General features: G+C 71.7%; 16 protein-coding genes. 8 read left to right on the forward strand and 8 right to left on the reverse strand.

Going from position 1 to position 19823, the window contains the following annotated elements:
- Positions 1 to 256 precede the first annotated feature (256 nt).
- The 3 genes from FHX82_RS20610 to FHX82_RS20620 form a co-directional block, all read right to left on the reverse strand.
- Entirely contained in the window at positions 257 to 4027 is a 3771-nt protein-coding gene (locus FHX82_RS20610; protein WP_145936913.1) for a GH92 family glycosyl hydrolase, read from the reverse strand.
- Positions 4028 to 4102: 75 nt separating this feature from the next.
- Positions 4103 to 5392: a M20/M25/M40 family metallo-hydrolase gene (locus FHX82_RS20615; RefSeq protein WP_145936914.1), complete on the reverse strand. Its 1290-nt coding sequence runs from the start codon at positions 5390 to 5392 to the stop codon at positions 4103 to 4105.
- Positions 5385 to 6212, reverse strand: coding sequence for a M55 family metallopeptidase (locus FHX82_RS20620; RefSeq protein ID WP_145936915.1), 828 nt, complete (start codon positions 6210 to 6212; stop codon positions 5385 to 5387). Before FHX82_RS20620 ends, FHX82_RS20615 begins: the two co-directional genes overlap by 8 nt.
- 24 nt (positions 6213 to 6236) lie before the next feature.
- Between FHX82_RS20620 and FHX82_RS20625 the strand changes: the two genes are divergently transcribed.
- The 7 genes from FHX82_RS20625 to FHX82_RS20655 all read left to right on the forward strand — a co-directional run bounded on the left by FHX82_RS20625 (position 6237) and on the right by FHX82_RS20655 (position 14151).
- The gene (locus tag FHX82_RS20625) at positions 6237 to 7145 is read left to right on the forward strand and encodes a cobalamin-binding protein (RefSeq protein WP_145936916.1); all 909 of its coding nucleotides are present in this window, start codon (positions 6237 to 6239) and stop codon (positions 7143 to 7145) included.
- 197 nt (positions 7146 to 7342) lie between these two features.
- Positions 7343 to 7672: a putative quinol monooxygenase gene (locus FHX82_RS20630; protein WP_145936917.1), complete on the forward strand. Its 330-nt coding sequence runs from the start codon at positions 7343 to 7345 to the stop codon at positions 7670 to 7672.
- A gap of 141 nt (positions 7673 to 7813) precedes the next feature.
- The gene (locus FHX82_RS20635) at positions 7814 to 8260 is read left to right on the forward strand and encodes a C40 family peptidase (protein ID WP_183176717.1); all 447 of its coding nucleotides are present in this window, start codon (positions 7814 to 7816) and stop codon (positions 8258 to 8260) included.
- 176 nt (positions 8261 to 8436) lie between these two features.
- Positions 8437 to 9591 (forward strand): glycogen synthase, encoded by a 1155-nt coding sequence (gene glgA, locus FHX82_RS20640; protein ID WP_145936918.1) that lies wholly within the window; start codon positions 8437 to 8439, stop codon positions 9589 to 9591.
- Entirely contained in the window at positions 9588 to 10805 is a 1218-nt protein-coding gene (glgC, locus tag FHX82_RS20645; RefSeq protein ID WP_145936919.1) for a glucose-1-phosphate adenylyltransferase, read from the forward strand. The genes glgA and glgC overlap by 4 nt, the downstream gene beginning before the upstream one ends.
- Before the next feature lie 108 nt (positions 10806 to 10913).
- The gene (locus FHX82_RS37775) at positions 10914 to 13364 is read left to right on the forward strand and encodes a hypothetical protein (RefSeq protein ID WP_145936920.1); all 2451 of its coding nucleotides are present in this window, start codon (positions 10914 to 10916) and stop codon (positions 13362 to 13364) included.
- A 22-nt stretch (positions 13365 to 13386) separates the two neighbouring features.
- Entirely contained in the window at positions 13387 to 14151 is a 765-nt protein-coding gene (locus tag FHX82_RS20655) for a carbon-nitrogen hydrolase family protein (protein ID WP_145936921.1), read from the forward strand.
- Here FHX82_RS20655 and FHX82_RS20660 read toward each other — a convergent pair.
- Positions 14111 to 15460 (reverse strand): hypothetical protein, encoded by a 1350-nt coding sequence (locus FHX82_RS20660; RefSeq protein ID WP_145936922.1) that lies wholly within the window; start codon positions 15458 to 15460, stop codon positions 14111 to 14113. The genes FHX82_RS20655 and FHX82_RS20660 overlap by 41 nt on opposite strands.
- 154 nt (positions 15461 to 15614) lie before the next feature.
- On the opposite strand from FHX82_RS20660, the gene FHX82_RS20665 reads away from it, so the two are divergent.
- Complete coding sequence (locus FHX82_RS20665) at positions 15615 to 16376, forward strand: hypothetical protein (RefSeq protein WP_145936923.1); 762 nt, start codon at positions 15615 to 15617, stop codon at positions 16374 to 16376.
- A 44-nt stretch (positions 16377 to 16420) separates the two neighbouring features.
- On the opposite strand, the gene FHX82_RS20670 is transcribed toward FHX82_RS20665, so the two are convergent.
- The 4 genes from FHX82_RS20670 to FHX82_RS20685 form a co-directional block, all read right to left on the reverse strand.
- Positions 16421 to 16807 carry an STAS domain-containing protein gene (locus FHX82_RS20670; protein WP_145936924.1) on the reverse strand — a complete coding sequence of 129 codons (387 nt, stop codon included), beginning with the start codon at positions 16805 to 16807 and terminating at the stop codon, positions 16421 to 16423.
- Between the two features lie 133 nt (positions 16808 to 16940).
- Positions 16941 to 18125, reverse strand: coding sequence for an acyl-CoA dehydrogenase family protein (locus FHX82_RS20675; RefSeq protein WP_145936925.1), 1185 nt, complete (start codon positions 18123 to 18125; stop codon positions 16941 to 16943).
- Positions 18122 to 19333: a CaiB/BaiF CoA transferase family protein gene (locus FHX82_RS20680; RefSeq protein ID WP_183176718.1), complete on the reverse strand. Its 1212-nt coding sequence runs from the start codon at positions 19331 to 19333 to the stop codon at positions 18122 to 18124. Before FHX82_RS20680 ends, FHX82_RS20675 begins: the two co-directional genes overlap by 4 nt.
- Before the next feature lie 78 nt (positions 19334 to 19411).
- Positions 19412 to 19819, reverse strand: coding sequence for a helix-turn-helix domain-containing protein (locus FHX82_RS20685; protein WP_145939337.1), 408 nt, complete (start codon positions 19817 to 19819; stop codon positions 19412 to 19414).
- Between the last annotated feature and the right edge of the window lie 4 nt (positions 19820 to 19823).

Raw genomic sequence — 19823 nt, forward strand, 5'->3', positions numbered from 1 at the left:
GCCGCCCGGTCTTCTTACCTGGTTGACGCGGCCTGCTCGCCGGTGCGGGTAGCGGAACCTGAGGGGCCTTCTCACTCCGGGATCGCCGACTCATGACCCCCCGCCCGCCAGCCCGACCACCACCCCTCACGGACGCTTCGCGACTGTGCCTCTCACCACGTCGGCGCTGTCCTCGCGAGAAGGCCCCTCAGAACCCGCGGCGGTGCCGGTTGGCGGCCCACCACGGACCACGGTCCGTCGTTCAGCGCGCTACCGGCTATTGCTTCGGCTTGCCGAGGAACTCGACCTCCGAAAGGGTGGCGGGGGCGGAGAACTGCACGCGGTACTGCGTGTAGCTCCCCGGATGCGCCACCTGGAACGGCCGCGTCTGGTCTCGCCACTGGAACGTCTGCCCCGACCGGCTGTCGAGCGTCGTCCAGGTCACGCCGTCGTTCGAGCCCTGCAGCGTCCACGCCGTGGGGTCGGCGCCGGGCTGCGCGCCCGAGGTCAGCGTGTAGTACGACACCGGGTCGCCCGCGGCGTTCAGCTGGTACTGCACCGTGCTGACCTGCGCCTGCGTCTTCGACGTGTTGTCGAACAGCGCCGCGTCGGAGCCGGTGCCCTTGCCCGGGCCGGTGACGTCCGCGAGCGGCTTCGGCGCCTGGTCACCCTTCGTGATCGACGCCGGGGCGTCGTTCGTGCCGGTGCCCCACTTCGACGGGGTCGGGCCCATGTCGAAGTCCAGCGTGCCGCCCTTCGAGATCAGGTCGGCCGGCAGCGAGGTCGACGTCCACGGCTTGCCGTTGACCCGCAGCCCCTGCACGTAGACGTTCTTCGCGTTGTTCTTCGGCGCGTTGACCACCAGGTCGCGCCCGGGCAGGTGGATCGTCGCCTTGGTGAACAGCGGCGAACCCACCGCGTAGTTCGGGCTGCCCATCTGCAGCGGGTAGAAGCCCAGCGCGCTGAAGATGTACCAGGCCGACATCTCGCCGTTGTCCTCGTCACCCGGGTAGCCCTGGCCGAGCTCGCTGCCGACGTACAGGCGCGAGAGCGCTTCGCGCACCTTCGCCTGCGTCTTCGACGGCTGTCCCGCGTAGTCGTACATGTAGAGGATGTGGTGCGACGGCTGGTTCGAATGCCCGTACTGGCCCATCCGCACGTCCCGCGCCTCGCGCATCTCGTGGATCACGCCGCCGTACGCGCCCGGGAAGGTCGCCGTCTCCTGGGTGGCGAAGAACTGGTCGAGCTTGTTCGCCAGCCCCTGCTTGCCGCCGTAGAGGTCGGCCAGGCCCTGCCCGTCCTGCGGCACGGTGAACGCCATGCCCCAGCCGTCGGTCTCGGTGTAGTCCCCGCCCCAGTTGCGCGGGTCGTACTGGCTCGCCGGCGTGCGGAAGCTGCCGTCGGGGTTGCGGCCCTGGAAGAAGCCCACACTCGGGTCGAACATGTTCACGTAGTTCTGCGCCCGGTTGAGGAAGTACGTGTAGTTGTCCAGGTACTCCTGCTTCTTCGGGTCGTTCGGCTTCGCCTCGTCGGCGAGCTTCTTCGACAGGTTCGCGATGCCGAAGTCGTTGATGTAGCCCTCGATCGCCCAGGACATGCCCTCACCGGTGGTGGTGGGGGTGTAGCCGAGGAAGATCGACGTGTCGAGCCCCTTGCGGCCGACCGCGGAGTTCGGCGGCGCCACCGTGGCGTCCTTCACCATCGAGTCGTAGGCCGACTTGACGTCGAAGTTCGTGATGCCCTTGAGGTAGGCGTCGGAGAACGCGACGTCGGAGCTGGTGCCGGTCATCAGGTCCGCGTAGCCGGGGGAGGACCAGCGGGAGATCCAGCCGCCGTCGCGGTACTGCTGGACGAACCCGTCGATCATCTTGCCCGCCATGTCCGGCGAGAGCAGGTCGTACGCCGACCACGTGGTCCGGTAGGTGTCCCAGAACCCGTTGTTGACGTACATCGTGCCGTCCTTCACCCCGGAGCTGACGGGGCTCTGGTACTGGTACTTCGGCTGCCGCGCGGTGCCGGTGTTCTCGAAGCCCGAGTTGGGGTAGAGGAACAGGCGGTAGAGGTTCGAGTACAGCGTGGTCAGCTGGTCCTGGCTCGCGCCCTGCACCTCGATCACGCCGAGCTGCCGGTCCCACGCCGCCTGCGCCGCGTCCTTCACCGAGTCGAACGACGCGCGCGGCGCGATCTCCAGGTCCAGGTTCTTCTTCGCCTGGTCGAGGCTGATCAGCGAGGTCGCGATCCGCATGGTCACGGTCTTCGACGCGAACTTCAGGTAGCCGCGCACGTTGTCCCGGCCGTCGCCCGGCAGCATCGCGCCGGTCGTGGGCGCCTGGTCGAACGTGGCGTACACGTACATCCGCGTCGCACCGGCGGATCCGGCGCCGACGTCGGAGTATCCGCTGAGCGAGTGGGTGGCCGGGTCGAGCGTGAGCCCGCCATCGTTGTTCACGTTGTCGAAAACCAGGTTCGCGTTCGTGTCCGGGAACGTGAACCGCATCATCGCGGCGTGGTCGGTCGGCGCCAGCTCGGTGCGGATGCCGTTCTCGAACTGGACGCCGTAGTAGTACGGCCGCGCGGTCTCGTTGGCGTGCTGGAACGGCAGCGCGCGGGCGGTGCGGTCCCCGGTCGGGGCGCCGGCGGCCAGCTGCGGCATGACCTGGAAGGTCTGCCGGTCACCCATCCACGGGCTCGGCTCATGGGACAGCGAGAACGCCTGCAGCGTCGGCAGGTTCTGCGCGTTGTTGCTCTCCTGGTAGCGGTAGAGCCACTGGGTGCTGCCCGCGTCGGTCACCGGGGTCCAGAAGTTGAACCCGTGCGGCAGCGCGGTGGCGGGGAAGTTGTTGCCGCGGGAGAAGTTCCCGTTCGCGTTGGTGCCGCGGGTGGTGAGCACGTTGTCCGACAGGCGCTTCGCGGTCTCCTGCTGGACCGGGGCGACCTGCACGTCGTCGACCCAGCCGTTGAAGCTCGCCGGGCCGTTGACGCTGTCGTAGCCGATGAGGATGCGGTCGATCGTCTTGCCCCGCGCGACCTTGCCGACCGCCGAGCGGATCAGGTTCCACTGGTTGGTGTAGAGCGCCTTGCCCGCGCCCTGGCCCTGCGGCGACAGCGTGAAGCCGTACTGGTCGGTGGCGCCGAGGTCGGACAGGTAGGTGCCGTCGGTGAACGCGAGGTCGAGCGAGACGTTCGTGCTCGGGTAGCTGAGGTTCCCGCCGGTGAGCTCGGGGAAGATCTTGTACGACAGCTCGGTGTCCGGGCGCACCGGGATGTGCACGTCGAACATCGTGTTGTACGAGTAGCCGCGGCCCTGGCTGGTCTGCGTGCCGGTGTAGTGGAACGCCCGCAGCCCGGTGTAGCCCGCGCGCGGCTTGCTGCTGTACCCGCTGACCGGGCCGCTGTCGGGGTAGCTGCGCATGTTCGGCAGCGGCGGCGGGGCCGGCTCGTCGTTGGCCAGCAACAGCTCCGCCAGCTGCAGGATCGGGCCGCCGTTGTTGGCGGTGACGTTCAGCCGGTAGTACCGGTAGGTCACCGGCGCGGCGAGCTGGTAGGTGTGGGTCTCGAAGCGGCTGCCGAAGCTCTGCCCGGTCTGCTGGTCGATGTTCGTCCAGGTCTGGCCGTCGGCCGAGCCCTGCAGCGCCCAGTCCTTGGGGTCGCGCTCGCTGGCGTCGTTCGCCGAGGTCAGCGCGTAGTGCGTGATCGCGACCGGCTCGGACAGCTGGAACTGCACCCAGCCCGTGGGCTCCCACGCGAGCCACTTCGTGTCGGGGTTCGCGTCGACGAGGTTGACCGCCACCTCGCCGCCGCCGGTGTTCTCGTCGCTGGCGGTCACGTCGGTGACCTTGCCGCGGACGTCGCCGGGGATGGCCGAACCGTTGGCGCCGTTGACACCCGAGGCACGCTCGGCGGTGTCGACCGCGGGCTGCGGGTCACCGGACTCGAAGGAGGAGGAGAAGCTCGCGATCGCCGGGGCGGCCGCCGCGGGCACGGCGGCCAGCCCGGTCACGAGGGCGGCGCACGCCACCAGCACCGACACTGCGTTGGTTCGGACCATGAGCGGAAGCTCAACCCGAAGACCCCTGGTGCGTCAAGGATTCCGCGGAAACCTGACCGAAACCGGACAGGTTGTCTAGACCGACGAAAGGAGGTGCCCGAGGACGCGCTTGCCGAAACGCAGCCCCTCGACGGGTACGCGCTCGTCGACGCCGTGCGCCATGGTCGAGTACGCGAAGCCTTCGGGCACCCAGAGCGGGGCGAAGCCGTAGCAGTCGATGCCCAGCTGGTCGAACGCCTTCGCGTCCGTGCCGCCGCCCATGCAGAACGGCACCACGACCGCCTCCGGGTCCTCGGCCCGCAGCGCCGCCGCCATGGCCTCGAACCACGGCGAGTCGACCGGCGCCTGCACCGGCGGCTGGTGGGCGACGAACTCCCGCTCCACGCCCGGCCCGAGCAGCGAGTCGAGGGTGGCCAGCAGGTCCTCCTCCGTGCCGGGCAGCACCCGCACGTCCACCTGCCCCTGCGCGACGCTGGGGATGACGTTGACCTTGTACCCGGCGTCGAGCATCGTCGGCGTGCTGCTGTTGCGGATCGTGTTCTCCACCAGCGACACGGCCGGGCCCAGCCCGGCCAGCGTACCGTCCACATCGGACAGATCAACGGGCACGCCGAGCGCCTTCCCGGCCCGCAGCAGGAACGCCTCGACGGCCGGGGTCAGTACCACCGGCCACTCGTGCGCGGCGATCCGGTGCATCGCGTTCACCAGGCGCACCACGGCGTTCTCGTCGTTGCGCCGGGAACCGTGCCCCGCGCGGCCGCGGGCGGTCAGCCGCAGGTGCGCGGTGCCCCGCTCGGCCGTCGCGACCGGATACAGCCGCACGGTGCGCCCGTCGGCGGTCGGCACGTGGAAGGTGTACGCGCCCGTCTCGCTGATCGCGGCGGCGCAGCCCTCGAAGAACTCCCGGTGCTCGGTGGCGAGCCAGTGCGCGCCCCACTCGCCGCGGTCCTCCTCGTCGGCGACGAACGCCAGCACCAGCTCGCGGCGCGGGCGCAGGCCGTCGGCGACCAGCGACAGCACCATGGCGCAGAAGTCCTTCATGTCCACCGCGCCGCGGCCCCACAGGTAGCCGTCGTGCACCTCGCCGGCGAACGGCGGCACCGACCAGTCGGCCGCGTCGGCGGGCACCACGTCGAGGTGGCCGTGGACGAGCAGCGGCGGCAGCGTCGGGTCGGTGCCCGGCACCCGCGCGAGCACGCTCGCCCGCCGCGGCGCGGATTCCAGCACCTTCGGTTCGATCCCCGCGTCGGACAGCACCCCGGCGACGAACTCCGCCGCCTCGCGTTCCCCCTCGGCGTCCCCGTGCCCGCGGTTCGTGGTGTCGAACCGGATCAACTGGGCGCACAACTCCACTACGTCAGCCATAGATCCCCTGTACCGCTCCCGCCGCGATGGCCGTGACCACCTTGAACGCCTTCATCGCCTCGGTCATGTCCGCTGCCTCGAACCCGACCTTACGCACCCCGGTCCGTTCGACGGTCGGGACCACCGCGGTGGCCTGGGCCAGGTGGCTCGCGTCGAACTCCACCTCGATCCGGTGCGGGCGGCGTTCCGGTTCCGCGTGCCCGGCCCGGGTCATCGCCCGCTCGGCGGCGACCCGCAGCGCGGTGGCGGTGCGCTGGGGCGGGGTGCAGATCGCGGCGTACCTGCTGACGCACTCCTTCACCGCGACGCCGAGCGCCTCGGGGGCGTAGTCGCGGGCGTCGTCGCAAGTCTTGTCATCGCCGGTGACCATCAGCACGGGCACGCCGTACTCCGCGGCGAGCGCGGCGTTGAGCCTGCCCTCGCTCGCGGGGACGCCGTCGAGCCACACGCCGGTGATCTGGTTTTCGAGGTAGGTGTGGGAAAGGACACCGTCCGCGCCGGCGCCCGCGTGGTAGCCGAGGAACACCACACCGTCCACGCCGGAGTCGATCCCCTGCATCATCGACAGCGGTTTGTGCCGCCCGGTGAGCATCCGCGCGCGCACGTCGAGGTCCTCCAGCAGCAGGTTGCGCTGTGAGGAGTGCGCCTCGTTGACCAGGACGTCCGTCGCGCCGCCCTCGTGCAGCCCGGCGACCGTGGCGTTGACGTCGCCGGTGAACAACCGCCGGAACCGCTGCCACTGCTCGGTTCCCGGCACGACGTCGTCGGTCCACGTGACGCCGGTGGCGCCCTCCATGTCCGCGGAGATCAGGATGCGCATGGTCAGCGACCCTATCCTGGCCCGATGCGGATCGTGTCCCTGTTGCCCGCCGCGACCGACCTCGTGGCCGACCTCGGCCTGGTCGCGGACCTCGCCGGGCGCACCCACGAATGCGACTGGCCGGCGGAGGTCGCCGCGGTGCCCGTGGTGACCGCGAGCGAGATCGACCAGGACCGGTTGAGCAGCCGGGAGATCAGCGATGTCGTCGGCGGCGCCCCGCACCGCGGATCGTCCCTGTACGCGCTGGACGAACGGAAACTGGCGGAACTCGCACCCGACTTCGTGCTCACCCAGGACCTTTGCGACGTGTGCGCGGTGTCCTACCGCCGCGTCTCCGAGGCCGTGCGCGTGCTGGACGCCGGGCCACGGGTGCTCAGCCTCGAACCCCGCACGCTGTCCGAGGTGCTCGGCTGCCTCACCACGCTCGGTGCCGCGTTCGGCGTTCCGGACCGCGCCGCGGCTCGCGTCGCCCACTGGCAGGGCCGGCTGGCCGACGTGGCGCGGCAGGTCCTGGACCGGCCGCGGCCGCGCGTCGCGGCGATCGAATGGCTCGACCCCATCTGGCCGGCCGGGCACTGGGTGCCGGAGCAGATCGCGCACGCCGGAGGCGAGCCGCTGCTCGCGAAGGCGGGCGAGCACACGTCGCCCGTCGAGTGGGACGAGGTGCTCGCCGCGCGGCCGGACGTGCTCCTGGTGCTGCCCTGCGGCTTTCCGCCGTCCCGGACCCTGGCCGAACTGGACGTCCTCACCCGCCGTCCCGGCTTCTCCGGGATCCCGGAGGTGTGGGTGCTCGACGGCCCGGCGTACTTCAACCGGCCGGGCCCGCGGGTGGTCCGCGGGGTGGAGGTCCTGGCGCACGTGCTGCACGGGATCGGCACTGTGGCCCCCGGCGAGGCGGTCAGGGTGGGCCGGTCCGGTCGCTCGGGGGGCTGACGCGACCGGGCCGGCTACCCGGGGGCCGGTGCGAAGCGTGGCGCCGCCTCGTGGTGACCTGCCCGACGGGTTAGAGGGGCCGGACCGGCGATCGGGACGACTTTCGCCGCCGGACCACTCGATCGAGTGACCGCTGCGGAACGGCCGCGGAGGATGCCATGATCGGCCCGAGTCGTCCGAAAGCACGAAGGAGTGAGATGACCTCGGAAAACGCTGTCGTCGTCGTGGCCACCGCCGAAGCCGCACCCGGCAAGGAGGAGGAGGTCGAGCAGGCGTTCCGCACCGCCGTGCGTGCCGTGCACGCCGAGCCCGGGTGCGAGCTCTACGCCCTGCACCGCGACCCGCGCTCGCCCTCGACGTTCGTCATGGTGGAGAAGTGGTCGTCGCTGGAAGCGCTGCGCGACCACGGCCGCGCCCCGGCCCTGACCGAGCTGGGCGCCACGCTCAAGGACCTGCTGGCCGCGCCGCTCGACGTGCGGACGCTGATCCCGGTTCCCGAGGGCGACGAGCGCCTCGGCCGGATCTGACCGCCCGTGGTGTGGATCACCTGAACCGGGATTTATTGTTTTGTGATCGGCCCGCCGGGAAATCGGGCGTCGGTCACCGGAAAAGCCGGTGACCGATTCGATACCACAGGTTCGAATAGATTTCCCGAGGAGGATCACACCGTGTCCACTCGATTACGCGGGCTGGCGGTCGCGTCGGCCTTCACCACCGCCGCCACCGCCGGCCTGCTCGCTCCCGCCGCGCACGCGGCCGAAGCCACCACGGGTGACCGGGTGGTCAGCGCCGCCGCCGCCGAAGCGGGCAAGCCCTACGCCGCGGGCGGCACCGGGCCGGACAGCTTCGACTGCTCGGGCCTGGCGCAGTACGCCTACCGGCAGGCGGGGATCAGCCTGCCGCGCACCGCGAGCCAGCAGCGCTCGGCCGCGCGCGGCGTGGCCCAGTCCGACGCGCGTCCCGGCGACCTGATCTTCTTCAGCAACGGCGGGCGCGTGTACCACGTCGGCATCTTCGCCGGCGGCAACCGGATGTGGGCGGCCCCGCAGTCCGGGGACGTGGTCCGGCTGCAGACGATCTGGACCACCTCCTACACCGTCGGCCGCGCCTGGTGACGCCGCGCCGGGCCTTCCCGCACCCCGGGGAGGCCCGGCGTTAAGCGCTTTCCCGACACCGGCCGCCCGCTTCCGGGGCGCCTTCCCGAAATCTGCCGTACACCTGCGTCCGTTCGGCGGATGTTCGCCCGGACACCGCACTGCGTACGACCCACTCCAGGCCGTAGGGTCGGGTTATGAAGGTCGGTCTGCTCACCCGCGAGTACCCGCCGGACGTCTACGGCGGCGCCGGGGTGCACGTGGAGTTCCTCGCCCGAGAGCTGCGGTCGCTCGTCGACCTGGACGTCCACTGCTGGGGTGCCGACCGCGAAGGCGCACACGGGCACACCGACCCGCACGGCTACCGCCAGCCCGCGTTCACCACCATGGACATCGCCGTCTCCATGGCCGACGCGCTCGCCGGGCACGACCTCGCGCACAGCCACACCTGGTACGCCAACCTCGCCGGGCACCTCGCGAAGCTGACCCACGGCATCCCGCACGTGCTCACCGCGCATTCGCTGGAGCCGTTGCGGCCGTGGAAGGCCGAGCAGCTCGGCGGCGGGTACCGCGTTTCGTCGTGGATCGAGCGCACCGCGTTCGAAAGCGCGGACGCCATCATCGCGGTCAGCGCGGGAATGCGCCGGGACGTGCTCGCGGCCTATCCGGCGGTGCCGCCGGAGCGCGTGCACGTCGTGCACAATGGCATCGACACGAAGCTGTACCAGCCGGTGTCGACCACGGACGCGGTGCGGCAGCACGGCATCGACCCGGACCGGCCGTCGGTGTTGTTCGTCGGCCGGATCACGCGCCAGAAGGGCGTGCCGCACCTCGTGCGCGCGGCGGCCGCGCTGGAACCGGGCGTGCAGGTGGTGCTGTGCGCGGGCGGTGCGGACACCCCGGAGCTGGACGCGGAGTTCCGCGGGCTCGTCGCCGAGCTGCAGTCCCGGCGCGACGGCGTGTTCTGGATCCCGGAGATGCTGCCGCGCGAGCAGGTCGTGGAGCTGCTGTCGCACGCGACGGTGTTCGTGTGCCCTTCGGTGTACGAGCCGCTGGGCATCGTGAACCTGGAGGCGATGGCGTGCGGCACCGCGGTCGTGGCGAGCGACGTCGGCGGCATCCCCGAGGTCGTCGACGAGGGCACGACGGGGTTGCTCGTGCACTACGCCGAGGAGGACACCGCCGCCTTCGAAGCCGGGCTCGCCGCCCGCATCAACGAGCTGGTGGGCGACCGCGCGCGGGCCGCGGCCATGGGCGCGGCCGGGCGCGAGCGCGCCGTGCAGGAGTTCGGCTGGCCGGCGATCGCGGCCAGGACCGTCGGGATCTACGAACAGAGCGGGAGGTCGTCGTGAACGAGGCGTCAGACGTACTGGGCATCGTCCTCGCCGGCGGGGAGGGCAAGCGGCTGATGCCGCTCACCGCCGACCGGGCCAAGCCGGCGGTCCCGTTCGGCGGGGTGCACCGGCTCGTGGACTTCGTGCTGTCGAACCTCGTGCACGGCGGGATCCGGCGGATCTGCGTGCTGACGCAGTACAAGTCGCACTCGCTCGACCGGCACATCAGCACCACGTGGCGGCTGTCGTCGCTGACGGGGGAGTACGTCACGCCGGTGCCGGCGCAGCAGCGGCTGGGCCCGCACTGGTTCCAGGGCAGCGCCGACGCGATCCACCAGAGCCTCAACCTGGTGTACGACGAGTGCCCGGCCTACATCGCGGTGTTCGGCGCCGACAACATCTACCGCATGGACCCGCGGCAGATGGTCGACGCGCACCTGAAGTCCGGTGCGGGCGTGACGGTCGCGGGCATCCGGGTGCCGCGGCGGGAGGCGAGCTCGTTCGGCGTGATCGACACGACGGACGGCACCACGATCGACGCGTTCCTGGAGAAGCCCGCGGACCCGCCGGGGCTGCCCGACTCGCCGGAAGAGTCGTACGTGTCCATGGGCAACTACGTGTTCACCACGCAGGCGCTGATCGACGCGCTGAAGGCGGACGCGGCGAACCCGGAGTCGAAGCACGACATGGGCCGCGACATCATCCCGGCGTTCGTCGGCGAGCGGGACGCGGCCGTGTACGACTTCAGCACGAACGAGGTGCCGGGTGAGACGGAGCGCGACCACGGTTACTGGCGCGACGTCGGCACGATCGACAGTTACTTCGAGGCGCACTGCGACCTGATTTCGACGCACCCGATCTTCAACCTGTACAACCGGAAGTGGCCGATCCTGGCGCACCCGGCCCAGCGCGCGGCGGCGAAGTTCGTCGAGGGCGGGACGGCCAACCAGTCGATCGTCAGCAACGGCTGCATCATCTCCGGCGCCCAGGTGATCGAGTCGGTGCTCTCGCCGGACGTGGTGGTCGAGAACGGGGCGGTGGTGCAGGGCTCGGTGCTGCTCGACGGCGTGCGCGTGGGGGCGGGCGCGGTCGTGCGGCGGGCGATCCTGGACAAGAACGTCGTGGTGCCGCCGGGTGCCCACATCGGGGTCGACATGGCGCGGGACCGCGAGCACTACCACGTGAGTCCCGGCGGCATCGTCGTCCTCGGCAAGGGGGCGTGCGCGATCTGACGGGGGTCACCTGATCCAGTGGTTCGTCCCCCTGGCAGGCGTCACCGCACCACTGCGTTGGGTAAGCCTTCCTGAGGGCCGGGGGAGGGCTCCGGCGAAGGAGGGGCGGTGACGGCCGGTATGTCGACATTGACGGCGAACGGGACCTGGGGCCTGGTCGCGCTCGTGGGGCTGGCCGGGCTGCTCGGTCTGCTGCGCCTGGTGAAGCCGCGTGAGCCGGAGAACCCGCTGGAACGCTACCCGGAGGCGAACCAGCCCCCGGTGCCGATCGAAGAGCTGCTGGGCACGTCGTCGAAGAGCGCGGCGATGCGCCCGGAGGGCCTGGGCCTGGCGGGGTCCGATCCTGCCGGGCCGGCGGCGGGGGCTGGGGTGGTCCCCGGCGCGTCGGCGTCGGAGCCGGTGCTGGCGTCGGACTCGCCGATGGCGTGGGCCGCGGCCGCTCCGGACCCTGCGGGCGCGGCGGGCGCGGCGGCGCCTGACTCTGCGATGGCTTCGGGCACGGCGGTGCCTGACCCCGTGATGGGTCCCGGCGCGGCAGGCCGTGACCTGGCGATGACGCGGGGCACGGGCCAGGACACGGGAATGGCCTCGGCGGCTCGGGGTGCCGCGCCTTCCGACCCCGCGGTGGCTTGGGACGCCACGCCTGCGGACTCCTCGGCGACGACTTCGGAGCCGGGCACGACTTCGGACCCGGCGGCTTCCCATTCGGCGATGCGTCCGGACCTGGAGCCGTCCCCGCAAGGCGACTACCCGGTTTCCGGCCCGGAGCCCGTTCCTGCCCCGGGGTCGCCGGAAACGGCGAGCCCTTCGCCCGCAGGCGCGGTCACCACGGCGGCGGACGACTGGGCGGCCTCCCTCCCGACCCCTCCGACGGGGTTCGCCATGGCCCCGGCGCCCTCGGCGGAAGCCCCTCAGCCAGCAGAGGCGTGGGGCGGCTGGGCAGGCTCGGAACTGCGCGAGGTGAACCGTGTGGAGGAGGAGCCCGAAGTCGAGGTCCCGACCTCCCGGCAGGAGTCCGACTGGACCCCCTCGTGGTTCGAGAAGGAGCCGGAGTTCGAGTTCTCGCACGCCGGGCAGCCGCGGGTGCAGGTGCTGACCGAGCAGCAGGACGCCCCCGCGCCCGAGGGTTCCTTCGTAGGCCAGGTCCTCCCGGTGGACAGTCCGGCGGAGGCACAGGACCGCGCAGGCCGCCACCGCCTCGTCGAGGAAGGCGAGGCACCCGCATCCTCAGGCGGCCTGCACCCCGCACGCCACCTCCGCGACGAGCCCCCCTCCGAAGTCGAAGCCCTCCAGCAGACGGAATCGGCACTGCCCACACAGCGGGAACGCGCGGAAGCCGAGCCCGAGGCGATGGGGAGTGAGCAGCGCACCCCGGCCGCCGCGCCGCAGCGGGAACGGGGTGAAGGCGGGCGCGCCGCCGCCCAGCCGGAAGTGATGGGGAGCGAGCAGCGCACCCCGGCCGACTCGCAGCGGGAACGGGGTGAAGCCACGTCGACGGCCGCCGCCGAGCAGCCGGAGACCGATGCGAGCTGGAGCGAGCAGTGGCCTCCAGCCGGTTCGCAGCGAGAAGGTGCCGAAGCCGAGCCCATGGCCGCCAGCGGGGCGAGCTGGAGTGAGCAGCCTGCCTCCGCCTCCGCCGAGTCCGGGGCGAGGTGGAGTGAGCAGCGCACCCCAGCGGAGCCGCAGCGGGAAGGGGGCGAAGCCACGTCCACCGCCGCCAACGAGGCGAGCTGGACGGAGCAGCCCGCCGCTGTCCCGGCTGAGCCACAGCAGACCGAGCCGAGGCAAACCTCGGCCGCGTCCGCGAGCGAGCCGCAAACCCCCACGGGACCCGCGGCTGGGGCGCGCACTTCGGCCACGGCTGACGCCTCGACCGGGTCGCCCGCCGCAATAGAGCAGCCCACTCCGGCGGCAGTAGACACGAGGCCGAACGCGGCCCCGGCCGAGCCACTGCAGGCCGAGTCGAGGCAAACCTCCACCACCACTGCGGCTGGGCAGCCCGCCCCGACTGCGGTGGACGTTGCCGCGCCTGAACCGCCCGCCCCGATCGCCACCGCGGGCGAGCCGAGGCGAAACTCAGCCGAGGCCACGACGGCTCCGCAAAACCCGACCGAGGCGACGACGGCGCCGCAAAGCCCAATCGACGCCGCGTCGGCCGAACCGACCGCCGCCGCGGGCGAGCCGAGGCGAAACTCAGCCGAGGCCGTGGCGGGGCCGCAAAACCCGACCGACGTTGCGGCCAAGTCGCAAACCCCGGTCGCCGCGTCGGCCGAACCGACCGCCGCCGCGGGCGAGCCGAGGCGAAACTCAGCCGAGGCCACGACGGCGCCGCAAACCCCGACCGGGGCCGCGGCGGCGCCGCAAAACCCGACCGGGGCCGTGGCGGGGCCGCAAAACCCAGCCGACGCTGCGGCCAGGTCGCAAACCCCGGTCGCCGCGGCGGGGCCGCAAACCCCAACCCCGGCTGGACCCCGACCTCCGGCCGCCGAGCAGCGGGCCATGGAGGGGCCGCCCGCCGAGGGGCGTGGCGTGCGGCGCTTCTTCGGGCGCAACCGCTGACCGGTCTGCTTCACTGGACTGCGTGATCCTCGCCGTCGCTCAGCCGCAGCTGGGGCCTGACCTGGTGGCCAACGTGGCGGCCCACGTGGACCTCGTGCGGCGGGCGCGGGCGAGGGTCGTCGTGTTCCCCGAGCTCTCCCTCACCGGGTACGAGCTCGACGCCGACACCCTCGCCCCGGACGACCCGCGTCTCGCGCCGCTCGTCGAGGCGTGCGCCGGCACCGTCGCGCTCGTCGGCGCTCCCGTGCCCGGTGACCACATCGCCATGCTCGCCGTCGACGCCGCGGGCGCGCGTGTCGTCTACCGCAAGATGTGGCTCGGTGACGCCGAGCGCCGGCGGTTCCGGCCCGGCACGCGGCCCGCCGTTCTGGAGGTCGACGGGCTGCGGCTGGGGCTGGGCATCTGCAAGGACACCGGCGTCCCCGAGCACGCCGCCGCCACCGCCGCCCTCGGGATCGACGTCTACGTCGCCGGGATCGTCGAGACCGAGCCACCACGGGACCGGGCCCGCCGCATCGCCACGACCCACCACATCTGGGTCGCCATCGCCAGCTGCGCCAACCCCACGACCGCCAGCCTCACGACCGCCAGCCTCACGACCGCCAGCCTTACGACCGCCAGCCTTACGACCGCCGAGCCCACCACCGCCAACCCCAAAGCCGCCGGCCGCTCCGGTATCTGGCGTCCCGACGGCAGCACCGCCGCCGAGGCACCGGAGACAACCGGCACCTTCGTCCGCCACGACGTCAGAACGCCCGCTTGTCGTTGCGCTGCCAGTTCCAGATGACGCTCAGCTTCGCCTCGTGGGACAGCACCGCGACGAGCAGCCGCAACTGGTCTTCCGGCAGGGGAGTGCCGTCCACCCCCTCCGGGGGCGCGTACTTCCCCTTCGGCGCGTACACCTTCAGCAGGTCCGTCGCGGTCCGGACGCCCACCCGCCGCAGCGCCGCGCGCGCTTCCGGGCCGGGCAGCGCCTCCGAAGAGCAGGCCCCGCCGTCCCCGAAATCCAGGTGGATGAGCAGGAACGCCTGGTCCAGCCAGTCGACCAGCCGCCCGGGCGGCACCTTCGTGTGCAGGACGACGTCGACGAGGTTCATGCTCGTCAGGTTCTGCATGTCCTCCACGCCCTCCTCCAGCAGCCGCGCCTCGTACCACAGGTTCAGCCCGTCCAGCCGGTCCAGCGGATAGGCCGGTTTCAGCGGCGGCACCACCTTCCCGAACACCTTCACCACCATCCGCTGCACCAGCTGCAGCCCGGCCAGCGGGAAGAACCCGATCAGGAACGCCAGCGCCAGCTCGGCCGTCACCGCGGGCACCACCATCGCGCGCACGACCTGGTGCACCACGGCCACCACCAGCAGCACCAGCACGATCCGCAGCACCGCCGAGGTGTACGCGCTCGGCCGCAGGTCGGTCTGGAAGAACCGCCGCATCAGCATCCCCGTCACGAACGCGTACGCCCCGATGAACCCGTACTTCAGCACGTCCCACACCCCGGTGGGCGCGGTGAGGAACGACGTCTCCCACAACACCGCCGACCAGCCGACCGCGAGCATCGTGGTGAACAGGAAGACCGGGAACATCGACTCGGTGCTGACCATCACCGGATCGTCCTGGCCGGGCTCCCGCCCGCGCAGCCGCCCGTAGTACGCCTCGAACTTCTCGAGGTAGATGTTGTCCCGCGGTCCCTCGGCCCACTGCGCGTGGTACGCGGAGTTCACGGGTGGTTCCGGCAGGTACTGCGGCTTGTCCCAGCCCAGCCGGTGCAGCGTCACCACGTACTCGGTCCACACCGCCTGCGCGCGCACCCGCAGGAACCGCAGGTACAGCCAGCCCGGCAGGAACGACAGGCACCACAGCACGAAGAACTTCAGCGCGCCCGCGCCCCACTCCGACGACCGTGGCCACGTGTGGTGCGGCAGGAACCCGGCGACCACGGCCGCGCCGGCGGCCACCACGATCAGCGCGTTGATCCACGCGATCAGGATGACCATCCACGCGGCCACCCCCTGCCGTCGCAGCCACCGCCACAGCCGCGGGGCTCGCAAGAAGCGCAAGAAGCGGTCGGTGTCGACGACGGCCGTGGCGGTGCTCATCGGAGGCGTCCCCTCTGCCGGTTTCCGGGGAAGTCGCAGTTCACGGCCCGGCGTGACACCGTCACCCAAGCGGCCCAGTACCGCGTTTGTACGTCCCTTGTATCGCCACCGGCCAGGCTGGCCGCACAGCGATGGCGAACAGGGAGGAACAACCATGAAGATCGTGCGACGCGTGGCGGGCGCGGTGGGCATCGCCGCGACGGCCGTGCTGCTCGGCGCCACGCCGGCGCTGGCGGCGGGGGGCACCGTCCACACCGACTCGGGCGCCCCGCTGACGGTCCGCTCGTCGCCCAGCACGAGCGCGGGCTCGGTCGGCACGATCGCCGACGGCACCGCCGTCACGATCGACTGCCAGACCAGCGGCGACACCGTCACGGGCAAGTACGGCACCTCGGACGTCTGGGACCACGTGCCCGCCAGCGGCGGCTACATCAGCGACGCCTACGTCTACACCGGTTCCGACGGCCGCGTGGCCCCGGACTGCGGGGGCTCCAGCACCACGGCCTGCTCCACCTCCGGCACCGGCGACCCGAACACCTGCGCGGAGGCCGTCGCGAAGGCGAAGTCGCGGGTGCACACCACCTACGACTCGTCCTACGACGGCTGGTGCGACCGCATCAACGCGCAGAACTACGGCTGGAGCGCGAGCGGCTCGACCACCGCGTACGTGCACTGGACCCAGATCCCGGCGTCCTACAAGCACGCGAACGACACCAACGTGCCCGCGGGCGGCCTGGCGTTCTTCAGCAACGGCGGCGCCGGGCACACGATGATCTCCATCGGCGGCGGGCAGTTCCTGTCGAACGACATCCACGGCGCGGGCACCTACACCCAGACCACGATCGCGGAGATCAAGCAGACGTGGGGCCAGACCTACCTCGGCTGGGCGCAGCCGTGGTTCAAGGTCAACCACTGACACCACCGGGAGTCCTCCGGGCGCGTGCCCGGGGGACTCCCGCGCTAGTCCAGCGAGTCCAGCGCGGCGGGCACGGACTCGTGCAGCAGGGCGGGATCGTCGACGCCGACGAGGGCGAAGGTACGCAGCACCGGCCGTGTCGAGGCGGCCACCCGCACGGTGAACCCCTCGCGGCGGCCCTGCAGGAGCAGGTCGCTCAGCAGGTCCAGGCCGGCGGCGGAGAGGAACCGCACGCGGGTGAAGTCGAGCACGAGCCCCGTGAGCTCCCGGCCGGCGGTCGCGCTCGCCGCGGCCCGCTCCAGAACGACGATGCTGTGCGCGTCGATCTCGCCGTGCGCCCTGAGCAACCACACACCCGGGCGCGGGACCGCGGTCACGACGGACAGCACCGCGTGGGGAGCGGGAGCGGACTGGCACGGTACTGAGTTCACTCGAACCTCGGCTCGCGGGGTATGGGCTGGCGAGCCACCGCTGCTTTTATAACCGTGGCGGACTCACCATAGCCGATCCGCCCCGCCCGGCCGGGGTGACTCGGCGAGGAATCACGGCGAGCCGCCGCGGGCCTCAGACGAAGGCGCCCATCCCGGTGATCGCGCGGCCCACGATCAGCTGGTTGATCTCGCGGGTGCCCTCGTAGGAGTAGAGGGCCTCGGCGTCGGCGAAGAAGCGGGCGACGCTGTTCTCCAGCAGGATTCCGTTGCCGCCGAACACCTCCCGCGCCAGCGCGACCGTCTCCCGCATCCGGGTGGTGACCACCGACTTCGCCATCGCCGAGTGCTCGTCCTTGTTCACCCCCGAGTCCTGCAGCTGGGCCAGGCGCACGACGAGCGCGAGCGACGAGGTCACGTTGCCGAGCATCGTCGCGAGGTGGTCCTGGATGAGCTGGAACTTCGCGATCGGCCGCCCGAACTGCTCGCGCTCGCGGGCGTAGTCCAGCGCCAGCTCGTACGCCGCCATCATGCAGCCCACCGAGCCCCACGCGACGCCGCCGCGGGTCTGGCGGAGCACGTCGCTGGTGTCGCGGAACGTCCGCGCGTTCTGCAGCCGGTTCTCCTCGGGCACCACGCAGTCGGTGAAGGTGATCTGCGCGTTCTGCACGGTGCGCAGCGCGATCTTGCCCTCGATCTTCTCCGGGTGGAACCCGGGCGTGCCCTTCTCGACGACGAAACCCTTGACGTGGCGGTCCTCCTCGTCACGCGCCCACACCACGACGAGGTCGGCGAACGTCGCGTTGCCGATCCACTTCTTCTCACCGTTGAGGACCCAGTGGTCGCCGTCGCGGCGCGCGGTGGTCTCCAGCCCGCCCGCGACGTCCGAGCCGCCGTGCGGTTCGGTGAGCGCGAACGCGCCGATCTTCTCCAGCCGGGCCATCGCGGGCAGCCACCGCTCCTTCTGCTCCGGCGAGCCGCAGCGGTTGACGCTGCCCATCGCGAGTCCGGTGTGGACACCGTAGAACGTGTTGATCGACGGGTCGGTGCGGCAGATCTCCAGCGCGAGGAACCCGGTGAGCAGGCGCGTGCCGCGGTGCGCGGCGAGCCCGTCGTACATCAGGCCGGCGATGTCGAGCTTGCGGAAGCCGTCGACGAGCTGGAACGGGAACTCCGCGCGGGCCCAGTACTCGTTGGCGATCGGCTCGACCTCGGTGCGCAGGAAGTCCCGCACCAGCGCCACGATTTCCTGCTCCACGCCGGAAAGCAGGCTCTCGAAACCGAAGAAGTCGCCTTCGAGTGTCGTGAGTGGACTGTTCATGCGCGGACCTCCTGCCCGACCGTGACGACTCCCCGGGCGGCCAGCGCCGCGATGATCTCCTCGTCGTACCCCAGCTCCGCCAGCAGTTCCGCGGTGTGCTGCCCGAGCAGGGGCGGGTGGCTGCGCACGGCGGGCGGGGTGGCGGAGAACCGCAGCGGGCTCGCGACCACGCGGTAGGCCCCTTCCGTGGGGTGCTCGGCGACCGACACCAGCCCGCTGCGGGTGAAGTACTCGTCGTCGACGGCGTCGTCGAGGTCGAGCACCGGCGAGAACGGGATGCTGTGCCGGGCGCACAGCTCGCCCCACTCCGCGGTGGTGCGGGTCGGCGTGAGGTGCTCGATGAGCTCGTAGAGGTCGGCGTAGTGCGCCGAAAGCGCGCCGGAGTCGGCGAACCGCGTGTCTTCGGCCAGGTCCGCCCGGTCGACGGCGGTGAAGAAGTCGTGGATGTTGCGCGGGGTGTAGGGCAGGATGCAGGCCCAGCCGTCGGCGGTCGGCATCGCGCGGTGCCCGGACGAGAGCGACCGCGGGAAGCCGACCGGGCCGGCGGGTGGCTCGAACGTGCGGCCGGACAGGTGCTCGACGAGGTTGAACGCGAGCATCGTGTCGGTCATCGGCACCTCGACGTGCTGGCCCTGGCCGGTGGTGCGCTGGTGCACCACGGCGGCGAGCACGGAGTACACGATCGTCAGCGCGCACACCTTGTCGGCGAGGATCGTGGGCACGTAGGTCGGCTCGCCGGTCGCGCGGCGCATGAGGTCCGCCAGCCCGGAGCCGGACTGGACGATCTCGTCGTAGGCGGCGTGGTCGGCCCGGTCGGAGTCGCCGCGGAAACCCTGGGCGTTGCAGTAGACGAGCTTCGGGTTGACCTCGGCAAGGCTCTCGTAGTCCAGCCCCAGGCGGCGCAGGCCCCCGGGTCGGGTGTTGGTGATCAGCACGTCGGCGGTGCGCACCAGCGCGAGGAAGGCGTCGTGCCCTTCCGGCGACTTGAGGTCGAGGGCGAGGCTGCGCTTGTTGCGGTTGACGTTCAGCGCGAGCGCGCCCATGCCCTCGTGCCGCTGGGGCCGGGTGCGGCGCGTCATGTCCCCGGCGGGCGGTTCGACCTTGACGACGTCGGCCCCCAGATCACCGAGGATTTGCGCGGCGTACGGGCCCATCACCACCGCCGCCATGTCGATCACCCGGATCCCGTGCAGCGCACCCGTCGCCATGCGTCCTCCTTCGCGTGTCACGAAGTCGCATACCCGGCGGGCGTGGGCTCACACGCGGGGAGAGCGGGCTCACCTGGTTCAGGCGCGCACGGGCTGCGGGGTGCGGAGCTGTTCGAGCAGCGGGTTCGGCGGCAGGCACAGGGCCGCGCAGGCGGCGCGGACGTACTGCACGGGGCACGGCTCGCCGGAGTCCAGCAGCGCGGTCAGGTCGACGCGGAACAGCCGCGCGAGGGTGAGCAGCGTGTGCTCGTCGCCGGGGACCGCGCGGCCGTGGAGCCAGCCCTGCACCGTCGCCTCGCGTCTGCCGGTCGCGACCGCGAGCTGCCCGGCGGTCAGCCCGCGGGCCGCGAGGAGCGCGCGGACCCGGCACGCCGTCGCGCGCCGGTGGAGGACGGCGTCGTGAACGGCGCCCCGGCAGCGGACCACCCGGGCCCGCTGGAGCAGCGCACCCGCCCGCAGGCGGGGCGCCGGAACGTGCTGGACCATGATC

Source organism: Amycolatopsis bartoniae (genome assembly GCF_014191255.1).
Lineage (GTDB): Bacteria > Actinomycetota > Actinomycetes > Mycobacteriales > Pseudonocardiaceae > Amycolatopsis_E > Amycolatopsis_E bartoniae.

Bases quoted from the DNA above. Each gene is read 5' to 3' on its own strand.
- FHX82_RS20610 (WP_145936913.1), bottom strand. From the start codon at position 4,027: ATGGTCCGAACCAACGCAGTGTCGGTGCTGGTGGCGTGCGCCGCCCTC.
- FHX82_RS20615 (WP_145936914.1), bottom strand. From the start codon at position 5,392: ATGGCTGACGTAGTGGAGTTGTGCGCCCAGTTGATCCGGTTCGACACC.
- FHX82_RS20620 (WP_145936915.1), bottom strand. From the start codon at position 6,212: ATGCGCATCCTGATCTCCGCGGACATGGAGGGCGCCACCGGCGTCACG.
- FHX82_RS20625 (WP_145936916.1), top strand. From the start codon at position 6,237: ATGCGGATCGTGTCCCTGTTGCCCGCCGCGACCGACCTCGTGGCCGAC.
- FHX82_RS20630 (WP_145936917.1), top strand. From the start codon at position 7,343: ATGACCTCGGAAAACGCTGTCGTCGTCGTGGCCACCGCCGAAGCCGCA.
- glgA (WP_145936918.1), top strand. From the start codon at position 8,437: ATGAAGGTCGGTCTGCTCACCCGCGAGTACCCGCCGGACGTCTACGGC.
- FHX82_RS20660 (WP_145936922.1), bottom strand. From the start codon at position 15,460: ATGAGCACCGCCACGGCCGTCGTCGACACCGACCGCTTCTTGCGCTTC.
- FHX82_RS20665 (WP_145936923.1), top strand. From the start codon at position 15,615: ATGAAGATCGTGCGACGCGTGGCGGGCGCGGTGGGCATCGCCGCGACG.
- FHX82_RS20675 (WP_145936925.1), bottom strand. From the start codon at position 18,125: ATGAACAGTCCACTCACGACACTCGAAGGCGACTTCTTCGGTTTCGAG.
- FHX82_RS20680 (WP_183176718.1), bottom strand. From the start codon at position 19,333: ATGGCGACGGGTGCGCTGCACGGGATCCGGGTGATCGACATGGCGGCG.
- FHX82_RS20685 (WP_145939337.1), bottom strand. From the start codon at position 19,819: ATGGTCCAGCACGTTCCGGCGCCCCGCCTGCGGGCGGGTGCGCTGCTC.